General features: G+C 46.0%; 12 protein-coding genes. 5 read left to right on the top strand and 7 right to left on the bottom strand.

Translation table 11 applies throughout. The annotated features are described in order from the left end of the window. Nucleotides 1-228: 228 nt before the first annotated feature. Nucleotides 229-2,673, top strand: a complete 2,445-nt coding sequence (locus tag FKN08_RS03725) for a collagenase (RefSeq protein ID WP_065646808.1) — start codon at nucleotides 229-231, stop codon at nucleotides 2,671-2,673. A 161-nt stretch (nucleotides 2,674-2,834) separates the two neighbouring features. On the opposite strand, the gene FKN08_RS03730 is transcribed toward FKN08_RS03725, so the two are convergent. The 7 genes from FKN08_RS03730 to FKN08_RS03760 form a co-directional block, all read right to left on the bottom strand. After that, nucleotides 2,835-4,631, bottom strand: a complete 1,797-nt coding sequence (locus tag FKN08_RS03730) for an aminopeptidase P family protein (protein WP_065646807.1) — start codon at nucleotides 4,629-4,631, stop codon at nucleotides 2,835-2,837. Further along, complete coding sequence (locus tag FKN08_RS03735) at nucleotides 4,631-5,623, bottom strand: oligopeptide/dipeptide ABC transporter ATP-binding protein (RefSeq protein ID WP_170891373.1); 993 nt, start codon at nucleotides 5,621-5,623, stop codon at nucleotides 4,631-4,633. The genes FKN08_RS03730 and FKN08_RS03735 overlap by 1 nt, the downstream gene beginning before the upstream one ends. 9 nt (nucleotides 5,624-5,632) lie before the next feature. Beyond that, nucleotides 5,633-6,616 carry an oligopeptide/dipeptide ABC transporter ATP-binding protein gene (locus FKN08_RS03740; RefSeq protein ID WP_170891374.1) on the bottom strand — a complete coding sequence of 328 codons (984 nt, stop codon included), beginning with the start codon at nucleotides 6,614-6,616 and terminating at the stop codon, nucleotides 5,633-5,635. Nucleotides 6,617-6,626: 10 nt separating this feature from the next. After that, entirely contained in the window at nucleotides 6,627-7,559 is a 933-nt protein-coding gene (locus tag FKN08_RS03745; RefSeq protein WP_005377839.1) for an ABC transporter permease subunit, read from the bottom strand. 9 nt (nucleotides 7,560-7,568) lie between these two features. Further along, nucleotides 7,569-8,489 carry an oligopeptide ABC transporter permease OppB gene (gene oppB, locus FKN08_RS03750; protein WP_170891375.1) on the bottom strand — a complete coding sequence of 307 codons (921 nt, stop codon included), beginning with the start codon at nucleotides 8,487-8,489 and terminating at the stop codon, nucleotides 7,569-7,571. A 144-nt stretch (nucleotides 8,490-8,633) separates the two neighbouring features. Next, nucleotides 8,634-10,244 carry a peptide ABC transporter substrate-binding protein gene (locus tag FKN08_RS03755; RefSeq protein ID WP_170891376.1) on the bottom strand — a complete coding sequence of 537 codons (1,611 nt, stop codon included), beginning with the start codon at nucleotides 10,242-10,244 and terminating at the stop codon, nucleotides 8,634-8,636. Nucleotides 10,245-10,504: 260 nt separating this feature from the next. After that, nucleotides 10,505-11,611 carry a M20/M25/M40 family metallo-hydrolase gene (locus tag FKN08_RS03760; protein WP_170891377.1) on the bottom strand — a complete coding sequence of 369 codons (1,107 nt, stop codon included), beginning with the start codon at nucleotides 11,609-11,611 and terminating at the stop codon, nucleotides 10,505-10,507. 539 nt (nucleotides 11,612-12,150) lie between these two features. Here FKN08_RS03760 and hppD point away from each other — a divergent pair. Genes hppD through maiA form a run of 4 tightly spaced genes read left to right on the top strand, consistent with a single transcriptional unit; the run spans nucleotide 12,151 to nucleotide 16,084 of the window. Beyond that, on the top strand, nucleotides 12,151-13,224 hold the full coding sequence (gene hppD / locus FKN08_RS03765; protein ID WP_005377835.1) for a 4-hydroxyphenylpyruvate dioxygenase: 1,074 nt from the start codon (nucleotides 12,151-12,153) through the stop codon (nucleotides 13,222-13,224). Then, a complete protein-coding gene (locus FKN08_RS03770) occupies nucleotides 13,217-14,347 on the top strand; it encodes a homogentisate 1,2-dioxygenase (RefSeq protein WP_031780345.1) in 1,131 nt (376 codons plus the stop codon). The genes hppD and FKN08_RS03770 overlap by 8 nt, the downstream gene beginning before the upstream one ends. 9 nt (nucleotides 14,348-14,356) lie before the next feature. Next, on the top strand, nucleotides 14,357-15,394 hold the full coding sequence (locus FKN08_RS03775) for a fumarylacetoacetate hydrolase family protein (protein WP_047008690.1): 1,038 nt from the start codon (nucleotides 14,357-14,359) through the stop codon (nucleotides 15,392-15,394). Nucleotides 15,395-15,415: 21 nt separating this feature from the next. Then, nucleotides 15,416-16,084 (top strand): maleylacetoacetate isomerase, encoded by a 669-nt coding sequence (maiA, locus tag FKN08_RS03780; RefSeq protein ID WP_006741619.1) that lies wholly within the window; start codon nucleotides 15,416-15,418, stop codon nucleotides 16,082-16,084. The last annotated feature ends 104 nt before the right edge of the window (nucleotides 16,085-16,188 follow it).

A 16,188-nucleotide genomic window follows, 5' to 3' on the forward strand; every position in this document is an offset into this window, starting at 1 on the left:
CACGTTTCTTCTCTAGCTCATCTCTATTTTTTAACAAATACGAATTTTTAAAGCTCACTCCGTGTTCCTTCTGGTACCAAAAACTGATACCGCCACACCCAGTTGTTAACAAAATGTTTCTTCTTGTCTTGCGAGTAGATTATATGGAGATGCTCTTGCAGTAATAAGGGCAGTGGCGATGCAAAAGACGTAATGCATCTAAGGAAAACTCAATATAGAAGAAATTAGATGGAACTGAAGATTTTGAGTGTCGCGATTGCGACAACATTAACCAGCACTGGCGTATTTGCGTTAAGCGAGCCAGTTTCTCAAGTTACAGAGCAACATGCACATTCGGCTCATACACACGGTGTTGAATCCAATCGAGTTGAATACCAACCAACCGCAACTCTCCCTATTCAGAACTCCAAGGTAACTCGAGTACAGTCACTTGAAAGCCTTGATGAGTCGAGCACAGCTTGTGATTTAGAGGCATTGGTTACCGAAAGCAGTAACCAATTGATCAGCGAAATTTTAAGTCAGGGCGCGACGTGCGTGAACCAGTTATTCTCTGCTGAAAGTCGGGTTCAAGAGTCGGTATTTAGCTCCGACCATATGTACAACATCGCTAAGCACACTACGACATTGGCGAAGGGGTATACAGGTGGCGGGAGCGATGAACTAGAAACGTTGTTCTTATACCTACGCGCGGGCTATTACGCCGAGTTTTACAATGACAACATCTCATTTATTGAATGGGTCACACCAGCGGTGAAAGAATCAGTGGATGCGTTTGTTAACAACGCAAGCTTCTACGAGAACAGCGACCGTCACGGCAAAGTGCTTAGTGAGGTCATCATCACTATGGATAGTGCGGGCTTGCAGCACGCGTACTTACCGCAAGTGACCCAGTGGCTTACACGTTGGAATGATCAATACGCCCAGCACTGGTATATGCGCAATGCGGTTAATGGTGTTTTCACTATTTTGTTTGGTGGGCAGTGGAACGAGCAATTTGTGCAAGTAATTGGTAACCAAACAGACCTTGCCAAAGCTTTAGGCGATTTTGCTCTAAGGGCGTCATCAATCGGTGCTGAAGATGAGTTTATGGCCGCGAATGCGGGGCGAGAGCTCGGGCGTCTGACCAAGTATACGGGTAACGCGAGTTCTGTGGTGAAGAGTCAGCTAAGTCGAATCTTTGAACAGTATGAAATGTATGGTCGGGGTGACGCGGTTTGGCTTGCGGCGGCGGACACCGCCTCATATTACGCAGATTGTAGTGAGTTCGGAATTTGTAACTTCGAAACTGAGCTAAAAGGCTTGGTGCTATCGCAAACTTATATTTGTAGCCCGACAATTCGAATATTGTCCCAGAATATGACGCAAGAGCAACACGCGGCCGCATGTTCTAAAATGGGCTACGAAGAGGGTTACTTTCATCAGTCATTAGAAACTGGTGAACAGCCAGTAAAAGATGACCACAACACTCAGCTCCAAGTCAATATCTTCGATTCAAGCACTGATTATGGTAAGTACGCAGGGCCAATTTTCGATATTAGTACTGACAATGGCGGTATGTACTTGGAGGGCGACCCTTCCCAGCCGGGGAATATTCCCAACTTTATTGCTTATGAAGCCTCTTATGCGAACGCGGATCACTTTGTCTGGAACCTAGAGCACGAATATGTGCATTACTTAGATGGTCGATTTGATCTCTATGGAGGGTTTAGTCATCCAACTGAAAAAATAGTGTGGTGGAGTGAAGGTATTGCAGAGTATGTCGCTCAAGAAAATGACAACCAAGCAGCACTTGAGACGATTTTAGACGGCTCGACGTATACCTTAAGTGAGATTTTCGAGACTACTTATGATGGGTTTGATGTCGATCGAATTTATCGTTGGGGGTACTTAGCTGTACGTTTTATGTTTGAAAATCATAAAGATGACGTAAACCAAATGCTGGTGGAAACACGCCAAGGGAATTGGAGCAATTACAAAGCAACGATCACCCAATGGGCGAATTTATATCAAAGTGAGTTTGAGCAGTGGCAGCAAGCCCTTGTCTCAAATGGTGCACCTAATGCAGTCATAACCGCAAACAACAAGGGGAAAGTCGGTGAAAGCATTACATTTAGCAGTGAAAACAGTACAGACCCAAACGGGAAGATCGTCAGCGTCTTATGGGACTTCGGTGATGGCTCGACAAGTACACAAACCAAGCCGACGCACCAATATGGGAGTGAAGGGGAGTATTCGGTCAGCCTAAGTGTGACAGACAGTGAAGGCTTGACGGCAACCGCCACTCATACTGTTGTTATCTCAGCGTTGGGCGGTAATGACACATTGCCACAAGACTGCGCGGTGCAAAGTAAAGTAAGCGGTGGACGCCTAACAGCAGGAGAGCCTGTTTGCTTGGCAAATCAACAAACCATTTGGCTGAGCGTGCCAGCGGTGAATGAGAGCTCAAATCTGGCGATAACGACGGGGAACGGTACGGGCAACCTAAAGCTTGAATACAGTAACTCCGGTTGGCCGGATGATACTAATCGTCACGGGTGGTCAGATAATATTGGTAATGGAGAGTGTATTACGTTGTCAAATCAGAGTAACTACTGGGGCTACGTTAAAGTCTCTGGTGACTTTGAGAATGCCGCCATCGTCGTTGATTTTGATGCTCAGAAGTGTCGTCAGTAGGGCATTTTAACTGCATCATTTTAATTTAATTGATCGCCTCGCTAACATTGCGGGGCGTTTTTGTTTTTCACGCCGTTATCTCTATAAAAAAAACCAGCCCGAAGGCTGGCAAACAAGGAGTTTGAGATGAAAATGAAAACGTTATAAAGCTTGCTGATATCCTATTTCTCAATAAGTTGGGTTGTGCGTTGAAGCCAGTTTTTATCTTGCGTATCAAGAAAAGGGCTAAGTGCTTGATAGACTCGTGAATGGTAATGATTGAGCCAGTCTAGCTCTGCTTGATCTAGCATTGATAAATCAAGGGCGTTGGTCGCAATTGGAGCAAGAGTGATGGTCTCAAAACCGTAAAACGTGCCGAACTCATTTTGTTCTACTTCTACAACTTTAAGAATGTTCTCTATTCTTACCCCGTACACACCTTCGCGATAAACGCCTGGTTCATTAGTAATGACCATACCCGGTTTTAGTTCAACCTCGTGGTGGCTTTGCGAGAAATTTTGTGGGCCTTCGTGAACATTCAAGCAAATGCCTACGCCGTGTCCAGTGCCGCACTTGTAATCAATACCACGTTGCCATAAGACGCCGCGCGCCATGATATCAAGATTGGCACCCGTTGAGCCTTTCATGAATCGAGTCTGAGTCAGTCGGATGACCGCTTTGAGCACCAAGGTATAATCTTTGCGCTGCTTAATGGTCGGTGACCCGAAGTGGAAAGTACGGGTGATGTCTGTTGTCCCGCCAAGGTATTGGCCACCAGAATCGACGAGAAAGAAGTTGCTTTCATTGACTACTGCATTGCTCTCTTCATCGGCGGCATAATGCATTTTTGCCCCGTGAGCTGCGAAGCCTGCAATAGTGCGGAAACTGTCACTTACATAATGTCGGGTTTGACGGCGATAGTGATTCAGTTGTGCCTCAGCAGATAATTCTGTAACGAGTCCGCTTGGAACTTGCTCTTCTAGCCAGTTCATAAACCTTACGATTGCCACACCATCGTTTGTTAATGCCTGTTCTAGGCTAGTTAGCTCGGTCGCATTTTTTATGGCCTTCATTGCCGTTACAGGGCAAGCCATTGGCTTTAGATTCACATCCCGTTCAATCGAACTTACCAATAAGCTGTCTGTGTGGGTCGGGCTAAAAGCGAGCGATAATCCCTCACATTGCTGATTTAAATACTGGCTTACGTAGTTGTAATGGCGAATGTGTACACTCTGCTCGGTCAGCGCTCTTTCAACGTCTTGAGGCAGTTTGGCTTTATCAATAAACAGTGTCGCAAGTGATTGCTCTACGATTAGATACGCTTCAGAAACTGGGCAATAATTCGTATCACCACCTCGAATATTCATTGTCCACATGACATCATCTAGCGTTGACACTAATAAGCTATCTACTTGGTTCTCGGTTAACCAAGAACGGATTCTCGCTAACTTATTTTCTGTGTCAACGCCAGCAAAAGCGGTGGGGTGCTCGAATACGGGTGCACTTGGGCGAGGTGGTCTTTCAAGCCAAATCGGTGCGAGTAAATCCAGGTTGAGAATGATCTTAATGTTTTTCACTTCAAAGGCTTGTTTGAGGCCTTGATAAAAAGCGTAACTGATGGCGCGCCCGTCAACTGCGACAATACTGCTTTCTGGGAGCGTGGTAGCCAGCCATTTGGCAATTGTCGGCGTTTCTGGTTGTTTGGCTTTAAACAGTTCAAGTCCTGTGCCGTGTAACTGTTCTTCAGCTTGAATATAGTAACGACCATCAGTCCAAAGGCCACCACCTTGTTGGGTAATGACGACATCGCCTGCTGAGCCGGTAAAACCTGAAATCCAGCTTCGCGCTAACCAGTGATCCGCTGAGTATTCGCTGTTATGCGGGTCATTGTTGGTCACGATATATGCAGACACGTTGTGAAAAGACATTGCCTCACGCAATAATGTAAGGCGTTGGTTTACTGAGTTAGTATTGTTCATTAAATGGTTCCTAAGGTCATATTTGAGCAATAGATATGATGCTGCTCCGAGCCTGTTTTTATTGGGTTCTGTTGCCCGCATACTTCTGTGGCTTCTGGGCATCGAGTACGAAAAACGCAACCGCTCGGTGGGTTAAGTGGAGAAGGAAGATCGCCGGGCAATAGTTGTATCTCGCGGTCACGTGCTAATTGCGGATTAGCTATCGGGACAGCAGATAACAGTGCTTTGGTGTAGGGGTGTTGAGCATCATCAAATACTTTATCGTAACGTCCTACTTCCATAGGTTTACCAAGATACATCACCATAACGCGGTCGCTGATATGGCGCACCACGCTTAAGTCGTGCGCAATCATCACCAGTGTTAACCCCATTTCTTGTTTAAGATCGTCTAGAAGATTGATGACCTGAGCTTGTATGGAGACATCTAGCGCACTAACGGGTTCATCACACACGACCAAATCTGGATTGAGAATTAATGCTCTGGCAATGCCCACACGCTGGCATTGACCTCCGGAAAATTCATGTGGATAGCGGTTTCGCTGGCTCGCCAAGAGACCCACTTTATCCATCATAGCGATGACACGCTTTTCTACCTCTGCCCGTTTAAGTTGCGGCTCGTGGGTGAGCAGTGGTTCGGCGATGCATTCTGAGATGGTTAATCTCGGATTCAAACAAGCGGATGGGTCTTGAAACACCATCTGAAATTCTCTACGTCGAGAGGAAAGCTCTTTTTTACTAAACCCGAGCATGTCTTGACCTTTCCAAGTCAACTCGCCATGTGTAGGTTCAATTAAGCGAAGTAAGGCGCGTGCAAGCGTTGATTTTCCGCATCCTGATTCCCCCACAATGCCAAGTGTTTCACCTCGATAAACATCTAAGTCGATACCATTGACCGCTTTCACGATTTTACGTTGACTTGGAATAAGGTGACGCGAAACAGGAAAGTGGACGTTTAAATCACGAGCAGACATGAGGACTTCTTTTTTATTCATAACGCCTCCTTAAGCTTTTATTTGAATAGGAGTGATAACACTGGGTGCGTTAACGTGACAGGCAATGGACTGGCTCGTGTTTAATGGAGAAAACCGTGGGGTTTCGTATTGGCAACGCGTCTCTCGATGCTCGCACCGCTCTCTAAACGGACACCCTTGATGGTTAATCAACGCACTTGGTGGGTTACCTGGGATGGTTGGTAAACGTGGCATATCTTCAGTGATAGAAGGAATAGCCTTTAGCAGGCCTTGAGTATAGGGGTGCGCAGGTTGAGCGAACAATGTCTCGGTATCTGATTGCTCCATTTTTTGACCACCATACATGACCAATACGCGATCACACATCTCGGCGACGACGCCCATGTCGTGAGTGATCAGTAAAATAGCCGTGTTGAACTCTTGTTGTAAGTCTCGTAATAGCGTCAAAATTTGAGCCTGAACGGTTACATCTAACGCGGTGGTTGGTTCGTCTGCAATTAACAGCTCGGGCTTACACAACAACGCCATCGCTATCATGATTCGCTGACGCATTCCGCCAGATAGCTCGTGAGGGTATTGGCTCATCCGAGTTTCGGGAGAGGGAATACGCACCGCATCTAACATGTGAATCGATTCAATTTTTGCTTGTTTTCGGGTCATTCCTTTATGAATCATGAGAACTTCACAAAGCTGTTTGCCAATTTTCATAAATGGGTTGAGTGACGTCATCGGATCTTGAAAGATCATTCCGATTTTCTCTGCACGGATGCGGTTGAGCTGCTTTTTCGACATCGCGAGTAAATCATCATCGTGGAACATCGCGCTGCCAGACACAGCGCCGTTATCCGCGGTTAACCCCATTAACGCGAAGACAGACTGGCTTTTTCCCGAACCTGACTCTCCAACAATCCCAAGAGTTTCGCCTGCTTTAATCGAGTAGGAGAGATTACTGACCGCTTGCACTTGCCCATCTGGCGTATCGAAGCGCACGTTCATGTTTTCAATAGATAGCATGGGTTTGTCCTTATCGGTCTTTCGGGTCAAGAGCATCACGTAAGCCATCGCCGATGAAGTTAAAACAAAAGAGGGTGGCAACTAAAAACAGAGATGGAAAAAGCAGCATCCACAATGCAACGTCAATCGTTTTTGCGCCTTCGGAAATCAGGATCCCCCAGCTTGTATCCGGTGGTTGAACACCAAGCCCTAAGAAGCTTAAAAACGATTCGAACATAATGAATCCAGGCACCATTAAGGAGGAGTAAACCATCACGATACCAAGCACATTAGGCAGAACGTGGCGTCGGACAATTGTCAATTTAGAAACCCCAATAGAGTGTGCGGCTTCGATGAATTCTCGCTTTTTGAGACCGAAGGTGACACCACGTACAACACGGGCAATGCCCAGCCAAGATACCATTCCGATCACGATAAAAATCAGGTAGATGTTGTTGCCAAAAAGGGTAACAAACAGGATAACCATAAACATAAATGGCACCGAATCGAGCACCTCAATAATGCGCATCATTACGCTATCGACAACGCCGCCAAGATAGCCGGAAATACTTCCCCAAATCGTACCAATAACAACGGCGACTAAGGCTCCAACAAAACCCACCAAAATAGAGAGCCTGCCGCCTTGCATCGTGCGAGCAAAGACATCTTGCCCGAGGTCATCAGTACCAAAGTAATGACCACTGCTCAGTGAAGGTTTCCCTAGCTCGTATGGATCGATGAGCACTTCCCAGTCAATTTCATCATGGCCAAAAGCGGCAAGAGAGGGGCCGAAGGTAATGCATAAGGTAATGAACGCCAAAACATACACTGATGTCATCGCGGCTCTGTTTTTACGAAATCGAGTCCATGCATCCTGCCAAAGACTGCGACCTTCGACGGCTTCAATATTGTCGACGACTTGATCTTGAAGAGCTTGTGTATCCAGTTTTTTGATCGTTAACATGCCGGACTCCTAAACGCGTATACGAGGGTCGATAATCGTATATAGCAAGTCGACCACAAGGTTAAAGAAGATAGTGAGTGAAGCGACAATCAGAGTAATGCCCATTACTAGGCCGTGGTCGCGGTTGAGAGCCCCAGACACAAAGTGTTGTCCCATGCCACCTGTACCAAAGAAAATGTCGATAATCACCGAGCCTGTCACGACAGACACAAACGCAGGGCCGAGCATCGCAACGACGGGAATCAAGGATGGTCGCAAAGCGTGATGGAATAAAATGTAGGTTGTGGACAAACCTTTGGCTTTTGCCGTTCGAATGTATGGTTGGTTGAGCGTTTCAATCATTGCGCCACGCATGACGCGTGCAATACTCGCAATGGAGCCAATCGCCAGGCTGAGCACGGGAAGAACAAGAAAAGCCAGCTTTCCTCCTTCCCAACCACCAGCAGGTAACCAGCCGAGCTGAACAGCGAAGATCATGACTAAAACTGGAGCAAGCACGAAAGCCGGAACCACAACTCCAGTCATCGAAAGTGTCATCAGGCCGTAATCTAGGCGGCTATTTCGGTTCAATGCCGCAATGGTGCCAAGTAACATGCCAAGTGGAACGGAGATACAAAAAGAGAGTACGCCTAATACTGCTGAAACTGGCCATGATTGTGCGACGAGCTGTGTAACACTGAAGTCTTGATAAACGAAGCTCGGACCGAGATCTCCTTGTATGAAATTACCAATGTAAATCCAAAATTGAGTAAGGAAGGGCTGGTCCAAATGGAATTTTGCTTCGATATTCGCACGTACCACCTCTGGCATAGGTCGTTCCATATCAAATGGCCCCCCTGGTGCAATGTGCATCAGCCAAAATGATACGAGTGCGATGAATAGAAGCGTGGGGATAGCGATAGCTAATCGCTTAACAATGTACCAAATCATGATCCATCATCCTTTGGTCATCCGAAATCACTTCGAACGGTTATGAATAAAAAATGGTCTGAGCTCAGGTTGCCTTCTCCACCGAGAGATATGAGGAACGGCAAGTAAACATTGAACTTGCCGACTCAGACCGAAAACATGCTTTTAGTGGGCTTTTACATAGACATTCTTGCGGTAGTACGACGACTCAGGGTTTGTCAGTTCGTAGCCGCCCACGTAAGGCTTGATGAGGTATTGATCGTTACCCGGACGATAAATAGGAATAATGGCCATGTCTTCAATCAGCATGCTTTCTGCTTGTAGATACAGTTCTGATGGGTTGCTCATGGTCTTTGAGCGAGCCATTAACTCGTCGTATTGCGGGTTGTTATAACGAGAATCGTTGTACTCGCCACTAGAAACAAAGATATCTAACCACGTAGAGGCTTCATTGTAGTCGGCCGTCCAGCCGCCGCGAGTAATGTCGGTCGGCTCTTTAAGTGCGTAGAACACTTTCGGTTCTATCTGTTTTATCGTGACTTGCGCACCCAATCGGCTTTTCCACATGCCTGCCATGGTTGTTGCCATTTTTACGTCCATCGAGAAAGTTGGTACGGTAAACGTTAACTTAAGCGGATTGCTTTTATCGTATCCAGCTTCTGACAGTAATTGCTGCGCTTTTTCGATACGTTTATGGCGGTTCCAAGTTGCGAACTCAGGAGTGTGAGATTTAAAACCATCTGTTTGAGGGGGCACAAGGGTATACATTGGAACCCCACCGTTTCTCAAGATAGCACTCGTTAACAGTTGACGGTCAATGGCATATGAGAGGGCTTTACGGACCCGCACGTCTTTTGTTGGTCCTTGTTGAGTGTTGAGGTAATAGAATGTGGAGCCAAGAGATGCACTGGTGCTTGCCACTTCTTGTGGGCGTTGTTGAATTAACTTTTTCTTCTGAGCGGCAGGAATGGAAACCGCTTGGTCTATCTCACCAGCTAGGTAGCGGTTTAGCACTACGTTTGCATCACCAATTGGTAGCCAAGTGACTTTGTCCAGCACTACATTGCTTGCGTCCCAATAATGTGGATTTTTAACCATCACCAGTTTTTCGTTAACTTTCCATTCAGAGACAGTAAACGCACCATTTGTAACGATATGCTCAGGCTGGGTCCAACGGTTGCCATGTTTTTCAACGGTCGCTTTGTGAACGGGGGCAAGCACTGGATGACTTAATAGTTTCGTAAAGAAGGGAATAGGCTCTTCGAGTGTTACCTGGAATGTTTTTTCATCCAGCGCCTTCACGCCCAAGGACTCGGGTTCGGCTTCGCCCTTCATAATCGCTTGCGAGTTTTCGATATTTGGAATGGCCGCAAACCAAGCGTAGGGTGAAGCAGTGCTTGGATTCAGTAAGCGTTGCCAGCTGTAGACAAAATCTTGTGCAGTGACCGTTTCGCCATTTGACCATTTTGCATCACGTAAGTGGAAGGTATAAACCGTATTGTTGTCATTGACTGACCAAGACTCAGCAACACCAGGAATGGTTTTACCTTGCTTATCTTGAATGACCAGACCTTCAAACAGGTCTCGACCGAGATTAAAAGCGGGCTCTGCGGCTTGCTTGGCTGGGTCAATAGAAGTAACTTCAGCTCCATTGTTTAGCGTAATTTCTTGTGTCTCATCGAGGGTCACACCTGCGGGATACGGCGCGGCATAGCTTGATGTTGCCAGTATTGGACTCATCATCGACGCTAATAAAAGCAACTTAGGTAATTTCATCCTTGTCTCACTCTTTTCATCCTGAAAGATGCTAGAAATGTATATTGTATAAATTATCTACACAATCGAGTTTTAACAATGTTGTAACAGGGTGCCAAATGTTGGGCTATTTGGTATCAAAAAGTGAGCTGGGGGATTGATATGGAGCTGGTACTAAGTCTGCATTACGGGGTAGGCTTTGTTTCGCGCAAATAAAAAATCCCCTTCAAGCGCGCGCTAAAAGGGGAGGGTAGTTCGTCTGTTCTTCAAAAGGTACGACGTTAACTGACTAGGAAATGTTTTACGAACTCAGTGATTTTGACCATATCACTTACCGCGATAAACTCTTCTGTCGTGTGTACTTTTGCCATGCCAGTTGAAAGATTGACCGTTGTGAGACCTTTCTTGTTAAAGTTGTTAGCATCGCTACCGCCGCCAGTGCCTTTTGTGAAAGCCTCAATTCCCAACTCTGCAAACGCCGCTTTTATAGCGCTAACGTGTGGGTGGTTTTCTTCAATAACAAATGCATCGTAGGCTCGGCTAGATTCAATGTCGACTTCTGCACCGTGTTTTTCACAGACAGACTCTAATGTTGAGATCATATGATTGACCTGAGCATCTAGTTTATCGCCATTCAGGGAGCGTGCTTCTGCGACGATTTTTAATTCAGGCATAACAATGTTTGTGGCCTGACCGCCGTTAACCATACCGATGTTGGCTGTCGTTTCTTCGTCGATGCGCAGCAGCTTCATTTGGTTGATAGCATCAGCCGCCACCATGATCGCACTGATGCCTTCTTCTGGCGCAAGCCCTGCGTGTGCTGGTCGACCTTTGATTTTTGCCATGATCTTTTGCTGGCCTGGGGCTGCGGTCACAATGGTGCCAATAGGGCCGCCCGTGTCTAACACGATTGCTTCCGTTGAATTGACATGTGACATATCGAAGTATTGTGAGCCGAATAAGCCGCCTTCTTCATACACGGTGAAAGCAAGCTCTAACGTTTTGTGCTCAAGGTTTTCCGCTTGAATACAACGAACGGCTTCCATGATGGCAGCAATACCAGATTTATCATCGCCACCAAGAATCGTATTGCCTTTTGAACGGATAACGCCGTCTTCGATGATTGGCTCAATGCCAATGCCCGGTGTGACCGTATCCATATGACAGCTCATTAGGATAGAGCCGTCTTTTTTGCCGTCTAAACGGGCGTACAAGTTAAAACCGTTAGAAATGTGCTCAGGCACTGGAAGCTTGTGCACGGTAAAGCCTAGCTCGCCTAGCTGTTCTGCCAGTGTTTCTGCAATTTGTTTTTCGTTTTTTGATTCGCTGTCGATACGTACTAGTTGGCAAAAGTGTTCAACTAGGCGTTCTTGATTGATGTGTGTCATTAGATGTCTCTTTTTCTGATCGAGCGTGAAGCACTGTGGCTAGGGCTCGATAGGGAACAGAGCACCACTTATGGCACAGTTACTTTTGAATAAAACTGAGGTGAATCAATAAAGGGGTATCCATGACACGATTCTGACCGATGAGTCTTTCGAACTGTATGAAGCGTCACGAAACATTACTTTTGATGTTTTGCAGGATCAAATGAATAAATCGGATAGAGATAGGGTGCAATAGACTTTCCATCCCCTTTTACTTTTTGAGCTACGTTGCCAAGATAAAATGCCAAGGTAACAACTTGTTTACATTTTGTATGTTGGCGTAAAGCCGAAAATATAAATCTAATATATTGAAAATAAGTAGTTTATTTGATGTTTACTAAAGTGGGTTCGATGGGCTTTCTGTGTGTAACATATATTTTACAATTATGCGTAAAAATCGCCAAGGTAAAGATTTCTCCCAACGTATTCCAATTTCTCAAGACCTGCGCCAAGTTAGAAAAATAAGTCCAAACAAAAGCTACTGAGACAAGGAGAAAGTCATGGTTGATGCATATAACCCACTAGGAACAGACGGATTTGAGTTTGTTGAATATACCGCTGCTGACAACAAAGGCATTCAACAGCTTAAAGATCTGTTTATATCGTTAGGTTTTGCGGAAATTGCAAAGCATCGCTCAAAAGAAGCGTGGTTATATCGACAAGGTGACATTAGCTTTATTGTGAATGCGCAGCCGCATAGCCAAGCTGAGGGATTCGCCAAAGTTCACGGTCCGTCGGTTTGTGGCATGGCATTTCGTGTGAAAGACGCCACCGTTGCTCTGGCGCATGCATTAGAGAATGGCGGTAAAGAATATAAAACGGAAATTGGGCCGATGGAGCTAAGCATTCCTGCTATTTATGGCATCGGTGAAAGCTTGCTTTATTTTGTGGATCGTTATGGAAAGCAGAGTATTTATGATGTCGATTTTCGTTTTTATGATGATGCTGATGAGCGTTTATCAAAAGCGAATGTTGGTCTTTACGAAATCGACCACTTAACGCACAACGTTAAGCAAGGCAACATGGATGTCTGGTCTGGTTTCTATGAGCGCATTGGTAACTTCCGAGAAATTCGTTATTTCGATATCGAAGGTAAGCTGACTGGTCTTGTCAGCCGTGCGATGACCGCACCTTGCGGCAAAATCCGAATTCCTATCAATGAGTCGTCAGATGATAAATCACAGATTGAAGAGTTTATCCGTGAATACAATGGCGAAGGTATTCAACACATCGCATTGACCACTGACGACATCTACGAAACGGTCAAAACCTTGCGTGAGCGAGGCATGGACTTTATGCCAACGCCAGATACTTATTACGAGAAAGTCGATCAGCGTGTTGAAGGCCACGGTGAAGATGTAAGCAAGCTTCGTGATTTACAGATTCTTATTGATGGCGCGCCAACGAAAGATGGCATCTTGCTACAAATCTTTACTCAAACCGTTATCGGCCCTGTGTTCTTCGAAATCATCCAACGTAAAGGCAATGAAGGCTTTGGCGAGGGTAACTTCAAAGCGTTGTTTGAATCGATAGAAGAAGACCAAATTCGCCGAGGAGTATTGAGCGATGCATAAATGGATCACATTCCCTCACCGGGAGGGAGTGTGCTCTAAACAAGCGCATGCTGACTTCCCGGAAGAGGCAATTTATGAACGTGAGGCAGGTCGAAGTGGCTTCTTCGGCCCCGCAACACATTTTCATCATCAACATGCCCCAACGGGATGGTCTGAGTGGGAGGGCGAGCTACGTCCACGAGCGTTCGATTTTAATTTAGTCGAGAAAGCCAGCCATATTACCCCTTGGGCAGTCCCGCATCTATTACACAACGCGAATTGTAAAGTTCGTGTTTGGCGTATGGATGAAAAAATGGACTTCTTGGTGAGAAATGCGGATGGCGACGAACTGCTATTCATCCACCAAGGTACGGCAGATCTGTATTGTGATTATGGTCATTTGAAAGTGAGTGAAGGGGATTATGTCATGATCCCACGCTCGACGAGCTGGCGTTTAGAGCCAAGCGAGCCGATGTTCATTTTGATGATCGAAAACACCGATGCGGCCTATACATTGCCCGAAAAAGGCATGGTTGGAAACCACGCGGTGTTTGATCCAGCGGTTTTGGAAACGCCGTCGATCAACGATCAGTTCCGTGATCAATATTCTGAGAATCAAACACAGGTTCAGGTGAAACGCCACGATAAAGTCAGTGTTATCACTTACCCATTCAACCCGTTGGATGCGATTGGCTGGCATGGTGATTTGGCGGTAGTAAAAGTGAACTGGCGTGATATTCGTCCACTTATGTCACATCGTTACCACTTACCGCCTTCTGCACATACTACATTTGTAGGAGCAGGATTTGTGGTGTGCACCTTTGTTCCTCGTCCGATTGAAAGTGATCCCGGAGCGCTCAAAGTACCGTTCTACCACAACAATGACGACTATGACGAAGTCTTGTTCTACCATGCTGGTGACTTCTTTAGTCGTGACAACATTGAAGCGGGTATGGTGACATTCCATCCAGCAGGTTTTACACATGGTCCTCACCCGAAAGCTTTCAAAGCAGGGCGAGAGCATAAGAAGACTTTTACCGACGAAGTCGCGGTCATGATTGATACGCGTCACGCACTTCAGTTTTCGGATGAGCTGGAAAAAGTAGAAAACAAAGAATACGTCTATAGCTGGCAAGAGAAGTAAGAGGCAAGGATGAAATTAGCAACCAAGAAAAATGGCACTCGTGACGGTTTGTTGATGGTCGTGAGCAAAGACTTAACGCGCTGCGTACCTGCGACAGAAATATTCCACCCAATGAATTTGGCACCGACGATGCAGGTGGCACTTGATAACTGGGATGCGCTAGCACCGCAACTGGAAGAGCTATACGTTGCACTGAATAATGGCACAGTTGCAGGGTATGAAGAGTTTGAAGCGCACTACTGTGAGTCGCCGCTTCCTCGCGCTTATCAGTGGGCTGATGGCAGTGCTTACGTAAACCACGTTGAGTTGGTTAGAAAAGCTCGCGGCGCTGAAATGCCTGAAAGTTTTTGGACGGATCCGTTGATGTACCAAGGAGGCTCTGATGCCTTTATTGGTCCTTGTGACAACATCGAGTTTGCCAGTGATGAATGGGGTATTGATTTCGAAGGCGAAGTTGCTGTGGTAACTGGTGACGTACCAATGGGCGCGAGTGTTGCAGAGGCTCAGGAGTCTATTCGTTTGATCATGCTGGTGAATGATGTCTCACTGCGTGGCCTAATTCCGGCAGAATTAGCTAAAGGGTTTGGTTTTTTCCAATCTAAACCTTCTTCTGCGTTTTCTCCTGTGGCAGTAACACCTGACGAACTAGGCGATGCGTGGTACGAAAACAAAGTGCATTTACCATTGGTCTCGACCTACAACCACAAGCCGTTTGGTCGCCCGAATGCAGGTATCGATATGACGTTTGATTTTGCAGACTTAATTGTTCATGCGACTAAAACGCGCCCGCTATCCGCTGGGGCGATTATTGGCTCAGGTACGGTATCTAATAAGCAAGGCACCGAACATGGCACTTCGATTGAGGAGGGTGGTGTTGGTTATTCATGTATCGCGGAAGTTCGCATGATTGAAACCATTCGTGATGGTAAACCGTCGACTAACTTCATGTCGTTTGGAGATTCAATCAGATTGGAAATGTTCGATGCGGATGGCAACAACATATTCGGTTCGATTGACCAACAAGTTAGCCAATATCTCAAGCATTAAGAGCGCCAGTTGGGAGATGATATGAGCGATGGCATGATTTTATACGGATACTGGCGATCATCGGCGGCGTATCGTGTGCGTATTTGTTTGAATCTTAAAGAGTTATCGTATGATTCAAAATCGGTACACTTGGTGCGCAATGGTGGCGAACAACACAGTGACGAGTACCATGAGTTAAACGCTTCTGAACTGGTTCCTGTGCTGGTGGATGGGGAGGTTCAGTTAACCCAGTCACTGACCATCATTCAATACTTAGAAGAACACTATCCGGATGTCACTGTGATCCCCGAGCAAACGCCGCTTCGATACCAAGCGCTAGCTTTGGCTCAGGATATTGCAATGGAGATTCATCCCCTGAATAACTTAAGAGTTCTACAGTATTTAGAGGGGGAGTTAGCTTGCGAGCCAGAGCGCAAAGTCGCTTGGATTCATCACTGGATCCACAAAGGTTTTACGGCATTAGAAGAGAAACTTCAGAAGCATCGTAAACTAAATGGTGATTGTAAGTTTAGCCTGACAAGCTCGCCATCTATTGTCGATATTTGTCTGGTACCACAATTTTATAACGCACAACGCTTTGGTGTAGATACTTCTCTTTACCCAACCATTAACGCTGTTGTGCAAGCATGTAATCAATTGCCTGCTTTTATTGATGCGATGCCAGAGAACCAGCCAGACGCTAATAGTTGATTCTTAGCATCATAATGTACTAACAAAATTTAAACGAGCCAATCAGAGTGTGTGATTGGCTCTTTTTTATTGGGGAGCAAAATTTTCTGTTTCTCGCTATCGTC

Origin of the sequence: Vibrio sp. 1-2 (7-a) (assembly GCF_013048515.1) — a bacterium.
GTDB classification, from domain to species: domain Bacteria; phylum Pseudomonadota; class Gammaproteobacteria; order Enterobacterales; family Vibrionaceae; genus Vibrio; species Vibrio diabolicus.

Excerpts from the sequence above, each read along its gene's own strand:
- FKN08_RS03725 (WP_065646808.1), top strand. The coding sequence starts at position 229 with ATGGAACTGAAGATTTTGAGTGTCGCGATTGCGACAACATTAACCAGC.
- FKN08_RS03730 (WP_065646807.1), bottom strand. The coding sequence starts at position 4,631 with ATGAACAATACTAACTCAGTAAACCAACGCCTTACATTATTGCGTGAG.
- FKN08_RS03735 (WP_170891373.1), bottom strand. The coding sequence starts at position 5,623 with ATGAATAAAAAAGAAGTCCTCATGTCTGCTCGTGATTTAAACGTCCAC.
- FKN08_RS03740 (WP_170891374.1), bottom strand. The coding sequence starts at position 6,616 with ATGCTATCTATTGAAAACATGAACGTGCGCTTCGATACGCCAGATGGG.
- FKN08_RS03745 (WP_005377839.1), bottom strand. The coding sequence starts at position 7,559 with ATGTTAACGATCAAAAAACTGGATACACAAGCTCTTCAAGATCAAGTC.
- oppB (WP_170891375.1), bottom strand. The coding sequence starts at position 8,489 with ATGATTTGGTACATTGTTAAGCGATTAGCTATCGCTATCCCCACGCTT.
- FKN08_RS03755 (WP_170891376.1), bottom strand. The coding sequence starts at position 10,244 with ATGAAATTACCTAAGTTGCTTTTATTAGCGTCGATGATGAGTCCAATA.
- FKN08_RS03760 (WP_170891377.1), bottom strand. The coding sequence starts at position 11,611 with ATGACACACATCAATCAAGAACGCCTAGTTGAACACTTTTGCCAACTA.
- hppD (WP_005377835.1), top strand. The coding sequence starts at position 12,151 with ATGGTTGATGCATATAACCCACTAGGAACAGACGGATTTGAGTTTGTT.
- FKN08_RS03770 (WP_031780345.1), top strand. The coding sequence starts at position 13,217 with ATGCATAAATGGATCACATTCCCTCACCGGGAGGGAGTGTGCTCTAAA.
- FKN08_RS03775 (WP_047008690.1), top strand. The coding sequence starts at position 14,357 with ATGAAATTAGCAACCAAGAAAAATGGCACTCGTGACGGTTTGTTGATG.
- maiA (WP_006741619.1), top strand. The coding sequence starts at position 15,416 with ATGAGCGATGGCATGATTTTATACGGATACTGGCGATCATCGGCGGCG.